This is a genomic window from Ruminococcus sp. D54t1_190329_F1 (assembly GCF_015551645.1).
GTDB lineage: Bacteria > Bacillota > Clostridia > Lachnospirales > Lachnospiraceae > Blautia_A > Blautia_A faecis.
The window spans coordinates 63,901-84,531 of the sequence record NZ_JADNDC010000020.1 but is presented as its reverse complement, the minus strand read 5'-3'; the positions used below and the strand labels follow the sequence as shown (position 1 = coordinate 84,531).

Below are 20,631 nucleotides of genomic sequence, written 5' to 3'. Positions count from 1 at the left end.
AGCGTTGCGCCGGCGAGTGAGTAATACACATTGTCCAAATGCGTCCCTCCTAAAGAACTTTTCAACCCACTAAATAGTAATAGAATTTTACATAAAAAGCAAGCCAGGACAGATGTTTCCACCTGTCCTGGCTTAAGTTCATTTAATTATCTGTCTTCCTCAGAAGAACCATTCTCAGCATTCTTAGCCGCCTCCTGGGCTGCAAGACGCTCCTGAACTCTCTTACGATTTTTCTTCTTCGGCTGGGTCTGTCCATTTGCAGCTGGAGCACTTGGTGCCTTTGCACTTGAAACAGACTGTTTAACCGGAGCAGCACCAGCTGTAGCTTTTACAGTCTGAGCCTGTCCGCCGCCAATTTTCTTTTTCATTACCAGCCAGAGAGCTCCGGTAATGCATACAGAAGAATAAGCACCGCAGATAATACCAACCATCAGCGGAGCTGCGAACTCACGGATGGAAGATACACCCATGATATAAAGAACAGCTACCATGATAAAGGTAGTAAGGGAAGTATAAATACTTCTGGTAAGTGTCTGTGTAATACTCTTATTCACCACTTCCTCGAGCTCATCTACGCGCTTGCTTCCGTGAAGATTCTCACGGATACGGTCGAAGATAACGATCGTGGCGTTGATAGAATAACCAACAATAGTCAACATACAAGCGATAAAAGTATTTCCTACGGAAATTCTGGAAATCGCATAGAATGTAAGGACAACAAGCACATCATGAAGAAGTGCAAGTACCGCACTTCCTGCAAAACGGATATCCTTGAAACGGAACCAGATGTAAAGAAGCATGAAAATAGTGGCAACAAAAACGGCTACTACAGCATCTCTTCTCATTTCGTTGCTGACAGTGGAGGAAATACTCTCTGCCTGGATCAGGGATTCATCTACACCAAACTTGTCAACAAGTGCCTTATTCAGTGCCTCACGTTCGTCAAGATTCAGGGAACGTGTCTTGATGATAACCTGATTTGTTCCAACAACCTTAGTAGGCTGTACATTCTTATCTCCTGTAACCTCTTCCACTACAGGTGTAACCTCAGAATCAATGGTCTTAATGTCCATATCTTCGTTAAAGGTGACATTGGTAGAAGTACCACCTGAAAACTCAAGGCTGTAGTTCAGGGCTTTTCCGCCTGTAGCCTTGTGGATCAGCATAGTGGCTGGTCCGGCAAGGATCAGGATAATGGAAAGGGTGAAGCATAATCTTCTCTTTCCAACAAAGTTAATGACTTTCTTCTCTTCAGTCTTTCCATAGAATTTCTCATCGCGAACGCCAACTGCATATAATGCATTGATCACAAGTCTGGAAAATACCAGAGCTGTAAACATGGAAATCACAATACCAAGTGCCAGTGTATATGCAAATCCTTTAACAGAACCAGTACCCAGCCACATCAGAACGAATGCTGCGATCAGGGTTGTGATGTTTCCATCAAAGATTGCGGAAAAAGCCTTGGAGAAACCAGCTTTGATCGCGGATCTTACGGTAGAGCCTGTACCGATCTCCTCACGGATACGTGCATAAATAATAACGTTCGCATCTACTGCCATACCAATGCCAAGGATGATACCTGCAATACCCGGAAGCGTAAGGGTAATGTCAAATGCATTTAAGGTAAGCAGAATGGTCGCTGTGTAGAAAATCAGGGAAAGGCCTGCAACTGCACCAGGTACACGGTAAGCGATGATCATAAACAGAATTACGATGATCAGACCGATCAGACCTGCAATAAGGCTGGTGGAGATTGCTTCTTCACCGAGCTGTGCAGCTACAACGCTGGAACGAAGCTCTGTCAGTTCAAGGCTCAGGGATCCGATACGGATATAGGAAGCAAGCTCCTGTGCTCTCTCAACACTTTCCATACCACTGATCTGTGCCTTACCGCCTGTGATGGCTTCATTTACTCTTGGAGCGCTTAATACGCCGTTGTCATAGATAATCGCGATCTGTTTTCCAACATTGTTCTGAGTTGCCTCTGCGAATTTTGTTTTGCCCTCGTCTGTAAGAGTCAGGTCTACCACGTACTCTCTGCTGCTGGAATTCTGCTGCTGGATTGCACCGCCTGTAGCATCTGCCACATCTGTACCTTCCAAAACCACAGAGCCGGCTGCACGGATCTCATCAAGACTTCTTGCCAGAGAGTATCCGGTCTCGCTGCTGGAATCTGCCTGGAAGTTTGCGTTTCCATCATCATCCTGCTGTGTGATAAAGCACAGGGAACCTGGCTGGCCAAGTTCTTCCAGAATAGCATTTGCATCTGTTACACCAGGAATCTCTACATTGATACGGTCAGAGCCTTCCTGATATACCTGAGCCTCTGTGCTGTACTGCTCAACACGTTTCTGCAGCTTGTACACAGTATCGCTCATGTCTTCACTGCTTGGGTTGCTGTCCTTTGCCTGATATGTAATGCTGACACCACCAGCCAGATCAAGTCCGGTCTTGATATTCTTCATGGCACCGGTTCCTGTAGGGCCAATACCTACAGCAGCCGTATAGCAGAAGAATACGGTAACGATGGCAGTCAGGATCAGGACTAAGATACCTCTTGATTTTTTCATTGTTCTGTCCCTTCTTTTTTGTTTTTCGCAAAAGCAGGGGCTGACAGAAATCTTCGCAGCTGGCGAAGTGCTATCAGTCTTCTGCCAGTGCGGCTTTTATCATGATGGCGCACTCCACACGCTTCCTCTGGAGCTCGCATCCGATTTCATAATTGCTTCTGATATCCTTATGGGCATGATATCCGTTTGCTGCGCATCCGCCACTGCAGTAGAATCTTGCAAAGCAATCCTTGCAGGCTGGCTTAGTGTAAACATTGCAACATCCGAATTCCTTCTGGATGTCAGGTCTCGTAATCCCTTCATCCACATTTCCCATCAGATATTCTTCTTCTCCAACAAACTGGTGGCATGGGTAAAAATCCCCCCATGGAGTTACGGCAAGATATTCTGTGCCGCTTCCGCATCCGGAGAGTCTCTTGTATACGCAGGGACCACCGGTAAGGTCGATCATGAAATGGAAGAAATTAAAGCCTTTTCCTTCTTTCTCGCGTTTTATCATCTCTTTCGCAAGAAGATCGTATTCTTCCATAATCTTCGGCAGGTCTTCCTCCCGAAGTGCGTACTCCTCAGATGGATCTGCCACTACAGGCTCCACGGAAATCTGCTTGAATCCAAGGTCTGCAAGATGAAGAACATCCTGAGAGAAATCAAGATTATGATGAGTGAAGGTTCCTCTTACATAATACTTGTCCTGGTTACGGGACTCTGCAAATTTCTGGAATTTCGGAAGGATCAGATCATAGCTTCCTGCCCCTTTGCGGAATGGGCGCATAAAATCGTGAACTTCCTTGCGGCCATCAATACTGAGGACCACATTTCCCATCTCTTTGTTGCAAAATTCCATTACCTCATCGTTCAGCAGAACACCGTTGGTAGTAAGGGTAAAGCGGAATTTTTTATTGTGAATTTTCTCCTGCTCACGGCCATATGCTACCAGGTCCTTAACAACCTGCCAGTTCATAAGCGGCTCGCCGCCAAAGAAATCCACCTCCAGATTGTGTCTGGAGCCTGAATTAGCGATCAGGAAATCCAGTGCCTTCTTCCCTACCTCAAAAGACATGAGAGCTCGTCTTCCGTGGTACTCTCCTTCTTCTGCAAAGCAGTAGCGACAGGCAAGGTTACAATCGTGGGCGATGTGCAGACAGAGAGCTTTCACCACTGTCTGACGGTTCTTGGTAAATGTATCAATAGCATTCTCATATACATCTCTGGTGAAAAGCATGCCATCGTCTTTCAACTTCTCACACTCTGCCACTGATGTCTTAATATCTTCTTCTGAAAACTGATCTCCCAGTTTTCCTACAATGGCAGCTGTGTCCAGACCTTCTTCCATATAAGGAAGTACTTCGTAGGTCACTTCATCCACAACATGGATACATCCGCTGTTGATGTCCAGCACGATGTTGTAGCCATTGTTCTGATAACGGTGAATCAGACTCATGTTAGTATATCCTTTCATTCTTTCCTATTGCATGAATAAGCAGCGGCTTTTACACCGCTGCTTACATACGTTTCCAGTTGCCCGACTTATTTGTTCTCGCAGCTCTGGTTTCCTACTGTACAGGATGTCTTGCATGCGGACTGACATGATGTCTGGCACTCGCCGCAGCCGCCTTTCTTTACAGTGTTCTGCAGGTTCTTTGTATTTAATGTTTTGATATGCTGCATAGTATTAGCCTCCTTATGTATATAATCTTTGCCTAGTATATCATATTTTTTTTTATTTTTAAAGCATTTTTTATTGGACAGAGTGGGAATCTTTGCAAAAAATGCGGGAATGATTTCTCAAACATGCTCTAAGACAACATCCCGCCAAGAGCACCACCACCCAGACACATGAAAAAAGTAGTAACTGCATGTACCAGACTCATATCCCATTTTCCCTGCACTACAAAAGATACCGTAATCAAAAGCAAATAGTAAAAAGCCCCTACCAGAATTCCCCATAAATACTTATCTGTGCGCAGGATTTTTCCTGACATAAAGCCTCCTGAAAAACAGGACAAAATATACACAGCTACGATTCCTGCTGACACAGGCTTTTCTCCCAGGTCAAACTGGAATAAAAGGAATGCCAGAAGCAAAAGAAACGCTCCGGTAACTGCATAGGAAAAAAGTAAAGATTTTAAAATGACTCTTACCTTCATAAAAACAGCCCTCCCATATGTAATATATGGAAGGGCTGGCTTCGTTATTCATGGATTATGAATGTCCGTTTTAATTATCCTGTCTGCTTTATCTTTTCTTTTTGCGGACAACAATTACAATAATGATCACAGCGGCAGCAGCAATCACAAGAATCACAAAAGGAAGGATCATGGTGTTGTCACCAGTCTTTACCGCATTTGAATTCTGACTCTGACCGTTATTTCCGTTTGAGGTATTAGCCGTATTTCCTGCAGTGTTTCCTGCAGTCTGTCCCACGTTTGTACTGGAACCTGTTCCATTTGAAGAACTGCCATCTGTTGTACCGGGATTTACAGTTCCATCAGATGCCGCACCTGGTGTATTGCTGGTTCCGGAATTGTCACTGTCGTCAGAGCTTCCGGTACCAGATGAAGAACCACCATTTCCGGTTCCTGAAGTCCCATTGGAAGAGCCATTTGTATTTCCATTGCTGATTCCATTTGAATCACCTGTATTTCCACCAGTTTCATTTCCGCTATTGCTATCCGTTTTACCCGTTCCGGATCCATTTGTTCCATTCGTACCAGCTCCGGTCACAGATGGAGACGGGATAGGTGTTCCACTGATCGTCACAGTAGGTGTAGGAGTTGGTGTACTTCCATCGCCATACGCTCCATTTGCAATGTCCTCTCCTACGATTGGACGAAAACCTGCAATTCCAAACGGGCTGAAAGAATGTGTGCTGAATACCATGGTGCTTCCGTTTACACTGGGAATAATGGTCTCTGTCGCACCATTATCAAGAAGATGCTCAATCGAATATTTATATCCTTCTTTGACAGGAATCGTTACGCTTACATACTGTCCATCCGGAATTTCATACTCTGTATTATTCTTCAGATCCCATAATTTAAATTCATAGGATTGGAAGATCGTAGCATTATCTTCATTTTTAAATTCGTAATTTTCACCACTGGTCACCTGGAACTGGACATACCAGGGAAGATCTATGCCTGATACAGAAATTCCCTCACAACTATGATTCTGAGCAGCCCTTGCAGCCTGCTCTTCTTCTGTGAGATCGTCCTCAGCAGTTGCCGGTCTTGTATCCGCTGTGGTAAAGTCAAGAGGATTATCAAATATATTTTTCTGGTCATCCTCTGTAGGGTCTGTTGTGTCTTTTACATCCGTGGTGTCTGTTGTATCTGTGGTATCTTTTTTCTCTTCTGTGTTCTCATTTTTTCCAGAATCCCCTGTACCATCAAGAATGGTAGCACCAGGCATCATCTCACCAAAAGTTTCGTTCAGTTTTCCAGTATCATCTGAGGAATCTGCGGTCTGCACATTGTCAGATGCTGCATCCTCACCATTATCAGAATTTGTACTCTCTATGCTATCTGCGGCTGTATCTGAACCTGTATCAGCTTTTGACTCTTCTGCAGCTGTATATGAACTTGTATCAGCTTTTGACTCTTCTGCAGCTTCCTCCTGAATATCTTCAGAATCTACAGTTTCTTCCATTGCAGGAGCCGCTGCTTCTGTTTTTTCTGCCGGGGTTGTAATTCCCGCAGCAGCTTCGGTGTTGTCTTCAGATTTTGCTTCATTAGAAGCCGGAGTGCTCTCGATAGTTTCTTCTTTCTTATCTGCTTCACTGTTCTGCTTGTTTTCCGCATTCTCAGTCTGATCTTCTGTCTTCCCTGAAGTTTCTGAATCATTCTGCTGATTCTCACCTGGAACTGCCGCATCATCAGATTTTATATCTGTATCTTTATTGTCAAAAGTTGTGTCGTCCGGGACAGATGCTTCACTGCTCTCGTCACCTGTTTCCACATCTGCAGCAGTATCAGAAGGCTGATCTTCAGAACTCTCTTCTATGCTGCTGACAACAACTGTGATCTTACCTTTCACAACTTTTTTCTCAGAATCCCATCCGGAAATATAAGAAAGATCCACGTCTGCTGCTGGTTTAAATACTACTTCGCAGGTCTGCACTCTTTTATCCGGTATATAAGAATCATCCGCCCAGGAAAGCGTTCCATAATCACTTTTCGGCAATGTCACCTCCGAAAGAGCAATCGGCTGATCAATTGTGATATTATCCGGAATCAGACTGGGTTTCTCAAGTCTGGTCTCTGTATTCTGCCCCCATGCAACTACTGGATAAACCTGTCCTGTCATAAGTACTGCTGTCATCGCAGCTGCCGCAAGTAATGATACGCTTTTTCTGTACATAACGTTTTTCTTCTTTTTCATCCTGGCACCTCTGTCATAATATGTATATTAAATGTAACTGCCCACATCCCTAGAGCCTGTTTGAAAAATCATTCCCGCAATCTGCACGCCCCACTTTGCGGGAGATTTCACCCGAATTCAGTTGCCGTAGCCCGCTACGGCGCCCTCATTCGAGCGAAATCTCCCACAAATTGTGACGCACATCTTGCAGAAAGCCTTTTTCAAACACACTCTAGCCAAATCCACATCAATCATAAAATCTATATAATCCAAAGGCAGTACAACTGTCCAAAATCAATCTAAAATTATAAACAGGTGAATTTTCACACTGTGATTCACAGTAGTTATTCAGCCCTTAACCTACACTATATCAAATCTTTACTCTTTTGTAAATATTTTGTAATAATTTATTTTTTTACCGAACTGAATTATAACACAGTTCTTCTTTTTTCGACACCCCTAATTCCACTTTTTTCGTTACTTTTCGCAATCCATAAACTCAAAGTACTGTTCATTCCGTGACCAGTAACGCGCTTCGCGATGCACAGAAAAACGAACCTTCTTGTGACAAGCACAAGAAGTAGCGTTTGCTACGCAAACTTAATTCTCGGGTTTTCTGTGAACTTTGTTCACAAAAAACACCTCGCGGAACGTTACCAGGAACAGTAACAACTCAAATGCTTTTTCCTTGCATTTTAAGCCTGAATCATGTATATTCTTTTTAATACATAAAAAAAGGAGTGAATATAGTTTGGATTCAAGTGTTCCTATACAGGCGGTCACCATACTGATTCTGGTGCTGTTGTCCGCCTTCTTTTCCTCTGCGGAGACATCCATGACGGCTGCCAACCGCATTCGGATCCATTCCCTGGCTGAACAGGGAAACAAGCGAGCCATTATCCTGGAGAAAATAATTTCCAATTCTGGAAAAATGCTCAGTACAATTTTAATCGGAAACAACATTGTAAACATTGCAGCCTCTTCCCTTGCTACCACTTTTACCATGAAAGTATTTGGAAGCATGTATATCGGCGTGGCTACCGGCGTTATGACATTGCTGGTACTTCTGTTTGGCGAGATCACCCCGAAGACCATTGCCACACTGAAAGCGGATGATCTGGCGCTCACCTATGCCAGACCTATATATGCGCTTATGACAGTACTGACCCCGGTTATTTACATTGTGGGAAAACTGGCTAACGGCATTCTTTTTCTCCTTCGTGTTGACCCCAATGCGAAGAAAGACACCATCACAGAACATGAGCTTCGTTCTATGGTAAATGTAGGGCAGGAAAACGGTGTTATTGAGCGGGAAGAAAAGCAGATGATCTACAATGTGTTTGATTTCGGTGATTCTGCTGCCAAAGATGTAATGATTCCCAGAATTGACATGACTTTTATTGACGTGGATTCCACTTATCAGGAACTTATGGATATTTTCAAAGAAGATATGCACACCCGTTTTCCTGTTTATGAGGATAACACAGACAATGTGATTGGAATTATCAATATTAAGGATCTTCTTCTCTATCCGGAAAATGAACCGTTTTCTATCCGTAAGATTCTCCGTGAGCCTTATTTCACTTATGAATATAAGCGTACCACAGATCTTATGATGGAAATGAGAAAAGCTTCCGTAAACCTTGCAATCGTTCTCGACGAATACGGCTCCACTGCCGGTCTTGTCACTCTTGAGGATCTTCTGGAGGAAATCGTAGGTGAAATCCGCGATGAATATGACGAAGATGAGGAAGAACCGATCCGTGAAATTCAGCCTGGCCGGGAGTATGAAGTTCTTGGTTCTGCCAAACTGGATGATGTCAACGAAGCACTGGGTACCAAACTTGAATCAGAGGACTACGATTCTGTAGGCGGATATATTATTGAACAGCTTGACTGCCTCCCACGCGAGGGCGAATCTGTCACTTTGGAAGACGGCATGCATCTTGTTGTAGATGAACTGGATAAGAACCGTATTGAACTGGTGCATATCTGGCTGCCAGAGCATAAAGAAAATCCAGAAGCTGCTGACGCATAAATGAATCTGTCATACTGCTGATTTTTTCATAATCTGCAAGCCTGCAAATGCCGGTATTTCCGGTAGATTTCAATTGTAAAAATCCGAATGTTTCCAAAACGGATCATTCGGATTTTTCTTATCTCACCGATTTCCCAGCATTAAACAAAACTGCTTGACAATCCTGTCTATTTCGCCGGTAACAGCCTCCACACCAGTTTCTGTTTCTCTCCAGTTCTCCCTGGTAATTCCATCCGGGCAGGCCGGACATACCATAATTACCGTCTCCGGATATAAAAGCTGATAATACATCAGTGATCTTCTGGCATGGTAAGTTTTGCAGCACAGAATCGCTTTTTTCACATGAATTTTGTGAAGGTCTGTCACCTGCCTGGAAAAAATTGCATTTTCATAGGTAAAGGTAGCCTGATTCTCCATCAGAATAGCCTCTTCCGGAACTCCGTTTTTCAAAAGTACATTTTTCAGGAATTCCCATTCCGTCTCATAATCTCCGCCATATATTTCTTTTTTTGACTGCACACCTGCAAATTTGCCAAGTGTAATACTGTATCTTCCGCTTGGCAAAATATAGGGGGCATATCCTTCTCTATATAAAGAAGCTGCTTTTTCTGCCATATCCGGGAAACCATTTCCCGGCACGAAAATGATATCTGCTTTTTCCGGCTGGCTCTCGGCAAAAACAAACTCCTCCACATTTTTCATAAATTCATTATAATTCACGCTTTTGTTCCTTCTTTCTGCCAGAGGACTTTCCCCTGCACTTATGATTTTCCATTATAACTTTTTTTCCTGCTTTTTTCTACTTTCTTTTCACTTCGTCACAATCAACGTACAGTACCCATCCTCCCGCAATTTCTGTTCCATACGGATAGCATTATCCAGCTGTAAAAATGCACCTACCTGAACCTTATAAAGTTCTCCATCCTGCAAAATATATGCCGGATAACCTTTTTCCTGAAGCAAGTAAAGCATTCGATCCGCATTTTCCCGTTTGCGAAAAGCTCCAGTCTGTACACGGTAATACAAAGGTTCTTCACCCTGCTGCTGATCCAGAGTTCCAAGAATCGCCCCGGCAATAGCCTGCGCGATCTCAGCATTTTTTTCATCATAAAGCTGATTATCTTTGTCAGAATTTAAAAATCCAGTTTCAATAAGCAACGCCGGCATTTTTGTTTTTCGCAGCACAACAAGGCCCGGTCTTGCCTGGACTCCAATTTCACGGAATCCCAATTCGCCCAGAGCACCTACAATATTCTGTGCCATTTCATACTTAATTCCGTTTTTATCATAAACCAGCACTTCTACACCATTATACTGATTCACCTCAGGGCTGCTGTTCCTGTGAAAAGAGATAAAAAAATCCACTTTTGCCTCATTTGCCAGCCTTGCCCGCTCAAAAGGAGAAATGTAATCATCTGTAGTTCTTGTATATAAAACATCAACTCCGTTTTCAGACAGAATTCTTCCAACCTCCATAGCCAGAGCAAAATTGTCATCTTTCTCTCTGCGCCCTTTATATACCGCTCCCGGGTCGTTGCCGCCATGCCCGGCGTCAATCATAATAGAATATGGCATGTCAAAATTTCCTTTTCAAATACTATTTCTCTATTAGGATATGTAAAAAAATTACAAAAGCGACTTGACTTTTACACTTTAAAGCGGTATTATTTTGTGCAGGCAATACTTTAAAGCAGAAAAAGCACTTTAAAACACGAAAACACTTTTTAAGGAGGAAATAAAATATGAAAAGAAAGGTTTTGTCAGTAATTCTGACCGGAGCTATGGTAGCAGGTCTTGCAGGTACAGTAACCGTACACGCTGAAGAGCAGAAAACATACAATATTGGTATCTGCCAGTTAGTTCAGCACGAAGCACTGGATGCAGCAACACAGGGATTTGAAGATGCAGTAAAAGAAGGTCTTGGCGAAGAAAACGTAACATTTGATGAGCAGAATGCACAGGGTGATTCCGCAACATGTAGTACGATCATCAACAACTTCGTATCCAGTAACGTAGACCTTATCCTTGCAAATGCTACTGCTTCTCTTCAGGCAGCTGCTGCCGGAACAAGCGATATCCCGATTCTTGGAACTGCAGTTACAGAGTATGGCGTAGCTCTTGACCTTACAGATTTTGATGGTACTGTAGGCGGCAATATTTCCGGTACTTCAGACCTTGCTCCTCTCGACCAGCAGGCAGCAATGCTGAATGAACTTTTCCCGGATGCTAAGACTGTAGGACTTCTGTACTGCTCCGCAGAACCAAACTCCCAGTATCAGGTTGATACGGTGAAGGCAGCTCTTGAAGATCTTGGATACACTTGCGAATACTACGCATTCTCTGACTCCAACGATATTTCTTCTGTTGTAACAAATGCAGTTGCAGACAGTGACGTTATCTATGTTCCTACCGATAACACAGCAGCTTCCAACACAGAGCTGATCAACAACATCTGCCTTCCGGCAAAGGTTCCGGTAATCGCAGGTGAAGAAGGAATCTGCTCCGGATGCGGTGTTGCTACACTTTCCATCAGCTACTATGATCTTGGAAAAGCAACTGGTGAAATGGCAGTTAAAATTCTGAAAGATGGTGAAGATATCTCCACAATGCCAATCGAATATGCACCAAACTTCACAAAAGAATACAATGCAGACATCTGTGCTGAGCTGGGAATTGAAGTTCCGGATGACTATGTTGCAATCGGTGCTGACGCAGAATAATTACTGGTTTATAACATATGCAGTAATGCACAATAAAAATTTTCATATTTGTTTGACAGTTAATTTAGACATTCAGTTGCTTTTAGAGCTTGTCAAAAGACTCTGACAGTAATCAACACAGACAGCGGGAAGGGAAGCCTCTCTCGCTGTTTGTGTCGTTTCTGAAGGAATGTATTTTTAAGTATATTTTATGCATAATTATGCATAAAATAGCATTTCTTCCAAAATGAATATTTCTGTTTACGCAAATAACAAAAAGCCAGTTACTCCACATACAAAACACTATAAAGATTCCAGTAACTGTCTTTTTCAAACATTTGTCCACAAAACAAATGTTGATGTTCACACAGTGAACACCAGAGTGTATTTGTAAAAGACTTTCTGCAAGATGTGTGTCACAATTTGTGGGAGATTTTGTCCGGGTGAGGTCGTCGTAACGGGCTACGACAACCGAATTCAGGCAAAATATACCGCACAGTGGGGCGTACAAATTGCGAAAATGTTTTTTCAAACACGCTCCAGCAAACAAATCACGCATGCAGGAGGATAAAGACATGCAAATTGCAAACTTAATCATGGCACTTCCGGGTGCCGCTGCCCAGGGTCTGATCTGGGGTATTATGGCTATTGGCGTATATCTTACATTCCGTGTCCTTGACATCGCCGATCTGACCGTAGACGGTACCATGTGTACCGGAGGTGCTGTCTGCGTCATGATGATGACCAGCGGACATAACGTATGGGTATCTCTTTTAGTTGCCACTTTGGCTGGTATGACAGCTGGTCTTGTTACCGGTATTTTCCATACCTTTATGGGAATCCCGGCCATCCTTGCTGGAATCCTGACACAGCTTTCCCTGTACTCTGTTAACCTGAAAATCATGGGAAAAGCAAACCAGGCTATCAACGTTGATAAATACCCGATCCTGATTTCCTTACGCCGTATAAAAAATGTACCGATCACTCAGAACACAATTCTTATCGTCGCTTTATTTATTGTTGTGATCATCGCAGTTCTTTACTGGTTTTTTGGAACAGAGCTTGGATGTTCCCTCCGGGCTACCGGATGCAATCCAAACATGTCCCGTGCACAGGGTATCAACACTGATTTTTGCAAAGTACTTGGACTTATGATTTCCAACGGACTTGTTGCTCTTTCCAGTGCCTTGCTTGCACAGTATCAGGGATTTGCAGACGTCAATATGGGACGTGGTGCTATCGTAATCGGACTTGCTGCTGTTATTATCGGCGAAGCGATTTTCAGCCGTATTTTCCGCAATTTCGCGCTCCGTCTTCTGGCCGTAGCATTTGGTTCCATTCTCTACTATCTGGTTCTCCAGACTGTTATCTGGATGGGTATCGACACTGACCTTCTGAAAATGCTGTCTGCACTTGTAGTAGCTGTATTCCTGGCAGTGCCTTACTGGAAGGGAAAATATTTCGCAAAACCAGCAAAACGCGGAGGTAAGAACAATGCTTGAGATCAAAAACATATATAAAACCTTTAATCCAGGAACCATCAACGAAAAGGTGGCTCTGAACGGACTTTCCCTGAAATTAAATGAAGGCGACTTTGTTACTGTCATCGGCGGCAACGGTGCCGGAAAATCCACAATGCTGAACGCAGTTGCCGGTGTATGGCCAGTAGACGAGGGACAGATCATCATTGACGGAACAGATGTCACCAAACTTTCCGAGTACAAGCGAGCAGCTTATCTGGGACGTGTATTTCAGGATCCCATGACCGGAACTGCTGCTACCATGGGTATTGAAGAAAATCTTGCCCTTGCAAAACGCCGCGGAAAAACAAGATTTCTTCGTTCTGGTATTACAAAAGCCGAACGAGAAGAGTACAAAGAGCTTCTGAAGATTCTGAATCTTGGTCTTGAAGATCGTCTTACCTCTAAGGTGGGTCTTCTTTCCGGAGGTCAGAGACAGGCACTTACGCTTCTCATGGCAACCCTTCAGAAGCCAAAGCTTCTCCTTCTTGATGAGCATACCGCAGCCCTTGACCCCAAAACAGCTGCCAAGGTGCTGGATATCACAGACAGGATTGTCAACCGCGATCACCTTACTACACTGATGATCACACATAACATGAAGGACGCCATTGCTCACGGCAACCGCCTGATCATGATGATGAACGGAAAAATCATTCTTGATATCCAAGGAGAAGAAAAGAAAAAGCTTACCGTAAAACAGCTTCTTGATAAATTTGAGGAAGCCAGCGGAGAAGAGTTCTCCAACGATTCCGCAATTCTCGGATAGAAATTCATAATTTGGTTTTTAGAAACTGCAGCAGATTGGTTTACAATCTGACTGCAGTTCTTTTTTGCAATCAAAATTTCTGCCGAAAACACCCATTGTACAAAAAGTCCGAAAATGACGTAACTACACTTGTTTCTATCTGTTTATCCGTTCTCTTCACTGTCAGATTTCAACTTGTTTAAATCAATAAATACGGTGCCTTTATACATCAGAAAATCTCCGGTCTCTCTACAATATCTGTATATTTTGTCCGTGAGAAAATCTTCTTCCGGAGTTGCCTCCCGCAAAGTTTCTCTCAAAACATTTTCAAGATCCTCCGGATAAGAATGATCAGCGTTGTGGATCATCACCTCATGAATGCTCGTAAAAACCATATAGAAATCTGCATCCATCAGATCTGCAAGCCTTTTGGCCACGCCTGGCAAGAATATTGCAACGGCTCCGTTTGTCCTTCTGGCAGTGCTCAGACAGCTTCCGATGCTGTCCCTTGTCAGATAGAATTCATGGTTCAGATCCATGAAGCATTCTCCATCATAATCTGGATTGTAGACCAGTTTTTCCCAATAAAAAATTCTGGGCGGCGAAATAAAATACGTGTTTAGAAGAGCTGCGTCAAAAACTGTCTTTTCATCCTTTCCCCATTCTTTTATGTTATCCGTGCGTATTTTCATGCTGCTGATCCGGCCATCCAAATTTCCCACCTGCATGTATAGCACAAGTGCAATATCGCCCACTACACGGTATACTGCCTTCGACAGTTCCCGTTCATGGCGTTCTACATTAAGTGCCCGGATAAAAAGATCATTTTTCACCTTTTCGTAGTTATTCAGATTTTTGGTTTTCTCAAAAAATCCAGCTGTTTTTAATTTACGTATTTCACTTTCCACTGTTTTTGCAATCTGTTCCAGTGAAACACCATCCTCATAATCCTCAAAAAGCTCTTCCGTGTGAATTCCGCAGACTTCTTTTCCCACTGAAGACGCATTGCACTCTACAAACAGCCGGTCGCCGTTTGGTGTCATGCCATTTTCGTCCCGTTCTTCAAAGTAAATCTGTTTCTCATTAAGTCCAAGCCGTTCCATTAGAGATTGGCGCAGACTCTCCACAAATACCTCATACTCTCTGCTCATATATAATTCCTTTCTTGATAAAAACGGGCGAAATGCCCTAACGAATACTGACCTTGCTGTGCACTGCAAATGATCCGTATTTGAAATAAAAGATGGAAGCAGATATTTAGAAATAGATAAGGCTTCCATTTGAGTTGCTGTATGGATAGTATATAAGATATGAATGTGTTTGTAAAGGATTTTCTATCGACAATTTCCCCTTGCAATAAAAGCTGTTATTACTGTTCACGACCTTCTCAGCAGCACGCTTCGCGATGCACAGAAATCATGTTCACATGATTTCGCGCTGTAATTCTCGTATTTGCTTTAAACTTTGTTCACCAAAAAAACGCCTCGCGGGACGTGAACAGCAACAAGCTGTGGTGGTTGTTTTCTTCATTCACAGAAAACATTTTATAAATATTTCCAGTATAAACAACAAAGGGCCTGCCGTAAATACGGCAGACCCTTAAATAATCTTAAATGATTATGCCTGAGGACCAGCTGCAACAAGTGCTTTACCAGCTGCATTTCCTTCATATTTCTTGAAGTTCTTAACGAAACGATCTGCAAGATCTTTTGCTTTAACTTCCCACTCAGAAGCATCAGCGTATGTGTCACGAGGATCAAGGATACCTGTGTCAACGCCTGTAAGCTCTGTAGGAACCTCAAAGTTAAAGAATGGAATCTTCTTAGTCGGTGCTGTTAAGATAGCGCCGCTGAGGATTGCATCGATAATACCACGAGTATCTTTGATGGAGATACGTTTTCCGGTTCCATTCCATCCTGTATTAACCAGGTATGCTTTTGCTCCGCTCTTCTCCATTTTCTTAACCAGCTCTTCAGCGTATTTTGTCGGATGCAGTTCAAGGAATGCCTGTCCGAAGCAAGCTGAGAATGTAGGTGTAGGCTCTGTGATTCCACGCTCTGTACCAGCAAGTTTAGCTGTGAATCCAGACAGGAAGTAGTACTGAGTCTGCTCTGGTGTCAGGATAGATACTGGAGGAAGTACTCCGAATGCATCTGCGGAAAGGAAGATAACATTCTTAGCAGCCGGTGCGGAAGAAATCGGGCGAACGATTTTCTCAATGTGGTTGATTGGATAAGATACACGAGTGTTCTCTGTAACGCTCTTATCAGCGAAATCAATCTTTCCTTCTGCGTCAAGTGTAACGTTCTCAAGAAGAGCATTTCTCTTGATTGCATTGTAAATATCCGGCTCAGAATCCTTGTCGAGGTTGATAACCTTAGCATAGCAGCCACCCTCAAAGTTGAACACTCCGTTGTCGTCCCAGCCGTGCTCATCATCACCGATAAGGAGTCTCTTAGGATCTGTGGAAAGTGTAGTCTTACCTGTTCCTGAAAGGCCGAAGAAGATAGCGGTGTTCTCACCGTTCATATCTGTATTTGCAGAGCAGTGCATGGAAGCGATGCCCTTAAGTGGCAGATAGTAGTTCATCATGGAGAACATACCCTTCTTCATCTCTCCGCCATACCATGTATTGACGATAACCTGCTCACGGCTTGTAATGTTGAACATTACAGCTGTCTCAGAGTTAAGACCTAATTCTTTGTAGTTCTCTACTTTAGCCTTGGAAGCGTTGTAAACAACGAAATCTGGCTCGAAGTCTTTCAGTTCTTCTTCTGTAGGCTGGATGAACATGTTTGTTACAAAGTGTGCCTGCCAAGCAACCTCAACGATGAAACGGATTGCCATACGGGTATCTTTGTTAGCACCGCAGAATGCATCAACTACAAAAAGTCTCTTGTCGGAGAGCTCTTTCTTAGCGATCTCTTTCACTGCTTCCCATGCTTCCTGTGATGCAGGATGGTTATCATTCTTATATTCGTCAGATGTCCACCATACGGTGTCTTTAGAATTCTCATCCATTACGATATATTTGTCTTTAGGAGAACGTCCGGTATAAATACCTGTCATAACGTTAACAGCGCCAAGCTCGCTGACCCGTCCTTTTTCAAAGCCCTCAAGACCTGGTTTGGTCTCCTCTTCAAATAACATTTCATAAGAGGGGTTGTAAACAATTTCTGTAGTTCCGGTAATACCATACTTTGTTAAATCGATTTTTGCCATCTTACACTTAACCTCTTTTCTCTAAAATGGAATTCATCTGCGAATGCAGATTTATAGCTTCAGTCCGCATCTCACCGTAATACATATCAAAGAATATTACCTGCGGTCACAGCCTCTATGGTACAAAACCAAAGGAATGGAACCGGATTGATTCCCTTTTTCCTTATCCTATATTATACATATCTGAGGGATAAAATCAACACAATTTTCCGTTTTTTTGTATTTTTGTTAAAGTTTTATCATATAGAAAACACGCCTCTGACATTTTATGAGACGTGTTTTCTAATGATATTTTTATTGCATTAGAGCGTCATTGCGAAATTCTTAGATTGAGGTTATTGTAGTCCTGTTGAATAAATTGTCACTAGAATAGGGAATAGAAAATGTTCAAAACGCACATTTTTGCATTGTTTTTTTGTTTTTACTATTTTTATTTCATCATTACGTTTATCATATTGCGTATACTCTTCCAACCTATATCTTCTCATTTTTCTCCAGATACGCAAGAAATCCTTCGCAGCCTTCTACTACATCTCTATAAGTAGATTCAAAATCCCCCGTATACCACGGATCAGCAATATCTCTGGGATTATCTGAATAATCCAGTAAGAGCTTCACTTTCCCTTCCGGATCCTTTCCTACAATTCGCAAGATATTCCGAATGTTTCTCTCTTCCATTCCCAGAATATAATCATATTTTCCATAATCTGCTTTGGTGATCTGTACCGCTCTTTTCCCCTCGCAGGAAATCCCATGCTTTGCCAATTCCCGCTTTGCCGGCGGATAAACCGGATTCCCGATTCCATTCCAGATTTCCTCCGTACTGGTGGCTGCAGACGCAATGTAAAATTTAGCCTTGATGCCTCGTTTCGTAACCATATCCTTCATAACGAATTCAGAAATTGGGCTGCGGCAGATATTGCCGTGGCAAACAAATAAAATCTTGATTTTTCTCATATTTTCAGTATTTTCGGGCTTTTCAAGCCTTTTTACCTTTCTTCATTTTTCACTTATTCTGGCATATTTTGGCATATCTTTGCATATTTTTGTCATCAATTTTGGTAAAAACTTTGGTAAATTTCAAGTCTGTACCAAAGGCAAATCTGCCATTGGGAATCGACAGGTAAGAAATTGGGGATTAAGATAAATACTGGCATTCAGCCATTTTTCTCTCATTTTCATCAGGTCATTATGAATTGATTGCTTTTTGAAAATCTTCCTGTGCATCCTGAAATTTAACATGAGTATAGGTATTCATCGTAACACTGATATCCGAGTGTCCCATAATATACTGAAGCATCTTCGGATTCATTCCCGATTTAGCCATATTAGAACAAAACGTATGACGACACACATGCGGTGTGATTGGCGGCATCTGAACCTTATATATGCTATTGTATTTTTCCCGAATATGCTGGAAATACTTTTCCCAATGTAATGCCACCATAGGCATATCATTCTTATCAAGGAATAAAAATCCTGTCATTCCATCAACCATCGGTTCAACTTTGGGATTGACCCTGTCCTTAAGTATTCTCTTAAAACAAGCCACCACCTCATCAGACATTGGAACATATCTCTCGCCGCTTTCTGTCTTAGGCTTTTCAATGATATACTGCATCTGACTTGTTCTCTGTAATTGATGATTTACCCGTATTCTTTTGTTTTTAAAATCCAAATCTGATTTTGTAAGCCCACAGAACTCTGATATACGAAGTCCTGTGTTAAAGAGGACAAATATTGCATCATAGTACTTGCAGAAATGCGCATCTTCTTTTATGAATCTTAGAAATTCCCGCTCCTGCTTTCTTGTGACAGCTTCTCTTCTCACACTATCATTCACAATCACATTGACTAGTTCAAAGCCAAATGGATTTTTGCGAATCAAGTCATCTTCTTCCGCCATCTGAAATGCCGGTCTTAATACTCCCCGGATAGTATGAATTGAACTATAACCTTTTCCATCTACCCTCTGAAGCTTAATCAACCAGGCTTTCGCATCCGATAATTTCACTTTGTCGATTCTTTTTTTGCCAAAATCATCTTTTTTCAGCAGATTAATTACCGTCTTATAACCAGCATAAGTACTCTGTCTGACCCCTATTTTAAGGCTCACATATTTCTCCACTAATTCAAGAACTGTAAGCCCTCCACCTCCTGGAACAAGTCCATTAAACATATCCTGTTCCAGCTGTTTTTCCTTTTCTCTTAAAGAAAGCTCCATTTTCTTTCCTTTAGGTATAGGATCATTATGGTCCAAACGCCAACTATATAAATTTCCTTCATTTCCATGAATATCCACATATCTAAAACGATAACGTCCATCTGCTCTCTGGTACTCTCCTTCGTGAAGAATTCTATTGCGATTATCTCGTCTTTTCTCACTCATAGCTTTGTCTCCTTTCAAAAAAGAGAGCCCTAGCATGGTTATTGTACCACATTTGTGCTCCCTTTTCTACTACTTTACATTTTAAATTGCAGTTGACTCTGCCAGAAATTGTTCAAATTGCTCTTTCTTAAATAAAACTTTGTTTCCTACTAACAGATAAAACTCCCCATTTGGATGGATATCTACAATTTGTCTAAGCCTCTTTTCACCAATGTGATAAAACTGTGCCGCTTCAGTTACAGAAAGCAAATATCGCTTCCATATAGGAATATCTATACTCTGATTCTCTAATTCATTTTCATCATCCATCATATTCTCCAATCTGCAGCTGTCTGACTAACATCGCATCAACCTTTTTTATTGCATCTGTGCTGACAATCATCCCAGCGGTCTGTATTATCTGTTCCTCATTTATTGTGACCAGCTGCTCTGGTAAAAACATTGTTGTGTGTCTTAAAAATCCTTTAATTTCTGAAGGCTCAATATTAAAATGTACTGGAATATAATCCTTTCTCATCTTAGTTGTCCCCGGTATAACTGTATATACAGGTGATTTTCCGTTTGCTTTGTCGCAACTTATTACAATACATGGTCTCCTTCCAGCTTGTATGTGCTTGAGTCCATTTTTCAATTCAGCCCACACAATCATATTTCTCTTTATCTTCACTGCATATCACCTCTCTTTGGCGGAATATACAAGTCCACCTTGGGTTCCTTCTCATCTACACTAAATAATCTAAACCCAGCTTCCCTTACCACTCCAATTTTTAAATAAGAATCTGCTATTCCGTCTGAAATAGCATCGAGATTTGCTACAATAAGTGCATCTGCCTTTCCTGCTCTCATATATCTTATTGCCCTATAAAACACCTCATCACTTAATCTTCGTCCAAAAATTCCTCTTCTGAATACTTTCATAGGAATAAGATTGTTATTGTCAGCAAATTCCATAATTCGTTTCAACTGCTTATTTTCCTTTTTCTCTGCTGCAATACAGTCATGTTCCTCATCAGAAGACAACATCACAACACACTTTATCGGCTGTATGGTCAGTGGCTTTTTCTTTCTTCCTGCTCTCCTCAT

20 protein-coding genes and 2 pseudogenes are annotated in these 20,631 nt (G+C 42.2%); 6 read left to right on the top strand and 16 right to left on the bottom strand.

What is annotated here, in order from left to right:
• Positions 1–146: 146 nt before the first annotated feature.
• From secD to I2D69_RS21080, 6 genes and pseudogenes are all read right to left on the bottom strand, one after another.
• Entirely contained in the window at positions 147–2,573 is a 2,427-nt protein-coding gene (secD, locus tag I2D69_RS10985; protein ID WP_195379905.1) for a protein translocase subunit SecD, read from the bottom strand.
• A 73-nt stretch (positions 2,574–2,646) separates the two neighbouring features.
• Positions 2,647–4,008 carry a thioether cross-link-forming SCIFF peptide maturase gene (gene scfB / locus I2D69_RS10980; RefSeq protein ID WP_347708394.1) on the bottom strand — a complete coding sequence of 454 codons (1,362 nt, stop codon included), beginning with the start codon at positions 4,006–4,008 and terminating at the stop codon, positions 2,647–2,649.
• 92 nt (positions 4,009–4,100) lie between these two features.
• Positions 4,101–4,241, bottom strand: a complete 141-nt coding sequence (scfA, locus tag I2D69_RS10975) for a six-cysteine ranthipeptide SCIFF (protein ID WP_021926839.1) — start codon at positions 4,239–4,241, stop codon at positions 4,101–4,103.
• 128 nt (positions 4,242–4,369) lie between these two features.
• The gene (locus I2D69_RS10970; RefSeq protein WP_195379903.1) at positions 4,370–4,720 is read right to left on the bottom strand and encodes a TIGR04086 family membrane protein; all 351 of its coding nucleotides are present in this window, start codon (positions 4,718–4,720) and stop codon (positions 4,370–4,372) included.
• 88 nt (positions 4,721–4,808) lie between these two features.
• Positions 4,809–6,953 carry a hypothetical protein gene (locus I2D69_RS10965; protein ID WP_195379902.1) on the bottom strand — a complete coding sequence of 715 codons (2,145 nt, stop codon included), beginning with the start codon at positions 6,951–6,953 and terminating at the stop codon, positions 4,809–4,811.
• A 27-nt stretch (positions 6,954–6,980) separates the two neighbouring features.
• A pseudogene (locus I2D69_RS21080) lies at positions 6,981–7,136 on the bottom strand (DUF6783 domain-containing protein).
• Between I2D69_RS21080 and I2D69_RS21075 the strand changes: the two are divergent.
• Both I2D69_RS21075 and I2D69_RS10960 read left to right on the top strand, forming a co-directional pair.
• Positions 7,074–7,235: pseudogene (locus tag I2D69_RS21075) on the top strand (DUF6783 domain-containing protein); the annotation flags it as partial. The pseudogenes I2D69_RS21080 and I2D69_RS21075 overlap by 63 nt on opposite strands.
• Before the next feature lie 448 nt (positions 7,236–7,683).
• Positions 7,684–8,970 carry a hemolysin family protein gene (locus I2D69_RS10960; protein WP_173715882.1) on the top strand — a complete coding sequence of 429 codons (1,287 nt, stop codon included), beginning with the start codon at positions 7,684–7,686 and terminating at the stop codon, positions 8,968–8,970.
• 123 nt (positions 8,971–9,093) lie between these two features.
• Here the strand turns inward: I2D69_RS10960 and I2D69_RS10955 are convergent, their stop codons facing one another.
• Positions 9,094–9,690: a YdcF family protein gene (locus tag I2D69_RS10955; protein ID WP_330382702.1), complete on the bottom strand. Its 597-nt coding sequence runs from the start codon at positions 9,688–9,690 to the stop codon at positions 9,094–9,096.
• Between the two features lie 90 nt (positions 9,691–9,780).
• Complete coding sequence (locus tag I2D69_RS10950) at positions 9,781–10,545, bottom strand: N-acetylmuramoyl-L-alanine amidase (RefSeq protein WP_118578498.1); 765 nt, start codon at positions 10,543–10,545, stop codon at positions 9,781–9,783.
• A gap of 167 nt (positions 10,546–10,712) precedes the next feature.
• On the opposite strand from I2D69_RS10950, the gene I2D69_RS10945 reads away from it, so the two are divergent.
• On the top strand, positions 10,713–11,690 hold the full coding sequence (locus I2D69_RS10945; RefSeq protein ID WP_173715881.1) for an ABC transporter substrate-binding protein: 978 nt from the start codon (positions 10,713–10,715) through the stop codon (positions 11,688–11,690).
• Positions 11,691–11,802: 112 nt separating this feature from the next.
• Here I2D69_RS10945 and I2D69_RS21070 read toward each other — a convergent pair whose 3' ends face one another.
• Positions 11,803–12,150, bottom strand: coding sequence for a DUF6783 domain-containing protein (locus tag I2D69_RS21070; RefSeq protein WP_306467812.1), 348 nt, complete (start codon positions 12,148–12,150; stop codon positions 11,803–11,805).
• Between I2D69_RS21070 and I2D69_RS21065 the strand changes: the two genes are divergently transcribed.
• From I2D69_RS21065 to I2D69_RS10935, 3 genes are read left to right on the top strand one after another with little or no spacing between them, the layout of a single operon-like run.
• Positions 12,079–12,240 carry a DUF6783 domain-containing protein gene (locus tag I2D69_RS21065; protein ID WP_306467811.1) on the top strand — a complete coding sequence of 54 codons (162 nt, stop codon included), beginning with the start codon at positions 12,079–12,081 and terminating at the stop codon, positions 12,238–12,240. The two genes, I2D69_RS21070 and I2D69_RS21065, sit on opposite strands and share 72 nt — an antisense overlap.
• Positions 12,241–12,244: 4 nt before the next feature.
• Positions 12,245–13,171 (top strand): ABC transporter permease, encoded by a 927-nt coding sequence (locus I2D69_RS10940; protein WP_118578496.1) that lies wholly within the window; start codon positions 12,245–12,247, stop codon positions 13,169–13,171.
• On the top strand, positions 13,164–13,958 hold the full coding sequence (locus tag I2D69_RS10935; RefSeq protein ID WP_118578495.1) for an ABC transporter ATP-binding protein: 795 nt from the start codon (positions 13,164–13,166) through the stop codon (positions 13,956–13,958). Before I2D69_RS10940 ends, I2D69_RS10935 begins: the two co-directional genes overlap by 8 nt.
• Before the next feature lie 143 nt (positions 13,959–14,101).
• Here the strand turns inward: I2D69_RS10935 and I2D69_RS10930 are convergent, their stop codons facing one another.
• From I2D69_RS10930 to I2D69_RS10900, 7 genes are all read right to left on the bottom strand, one after another.
• Positions 14,102–15,088: a DUF5688 family protein gene (locus tag I2D69_RS10930; RefSeq protein ID WP_118578494.1), complete on the bottom strand. Its 987-nt coding sequence runs from the start codon at positions 15,086–15,088 to the stop codon at positions 14,102–14,104.
• 466 nt (positions 15,089–15,554) lie between these two features.
• Positions 15,555–17,159 carry a phosphoenolpyruvate carboxykinase (ATP) gene (gene pckA / locus I2D69_RS10925; RefSeq protein WP_148461930.1) on the bottom strand — a complete coding sequence of 535 codons (1,605 nt, stop codon included), beginning with the start codon at positions 17,157–17,159 and terminating at the stop codon, positions 15,555–15,557.
• A 474-nt stretch (positions 17,160–17,633) separates the two neighbouring features.
• A complete protein-coding gene (locus I2D69_RS10920; RefSeq protein WP_195379901.1) occupies positions 17,634–18,116 on the bottom strand; it encodes a low molecular weight protein-tyrosine-phosphatase in 483 nt (160 codons plus the stop codon).
• A gap of 232 nt (positions 18,117–18,348) precedes the next feature.
• Complete coding sequence (locus I2D69_RS10915) at positions 18,349–19,548, bottom strand: site-specific integrase (protein ID WP_195379900.1); 1,200 nt, start codon at positions 19,546–19,548, stop codon at positions 18,349–18,351.
• Between the two features lie 81 nt (positions 19,549–19,629).
• Positions 19,630–19,860: an excisionase gene (locus I2D69_RS10910; protein ID WP_015522260.1), complete on the bottom strand. Its 231-nt coding sequence runs from the start codon at positions 19,858–19,860 to the stop codon at positions 19,630–19,632.
• The gene (locus I2D69_RS10905) at positions 19,850–20,215 is read right to left on the bottom strand and encodes a type II toxin-antitoxin system PemK/MazF family toxin (RefSeq protein WP_022341332.1); all 366 of its coding nucleotides are present in this window, start codon (positions 20,213–20,215) and stop codon (positions 19,850–19,852) included. Before I2D69_RS10905 ends, I2D69_RS10910 begins: the two co-directional genes overlap by 11 nt.
• On the bottom strand, positions 20,212–20,631 hold the full coding sequence (locus I2D69_RS10900; protein WP_022341331.1) for a recombinase family protein: 420 nt from the start codon (positions 20,629–20,631) through the stop codon (positions 20,212–20,214). Before I2D69_RS10900 ends, I2D69_RS10905 begins: the two co-directional genes overlap by 4 nt.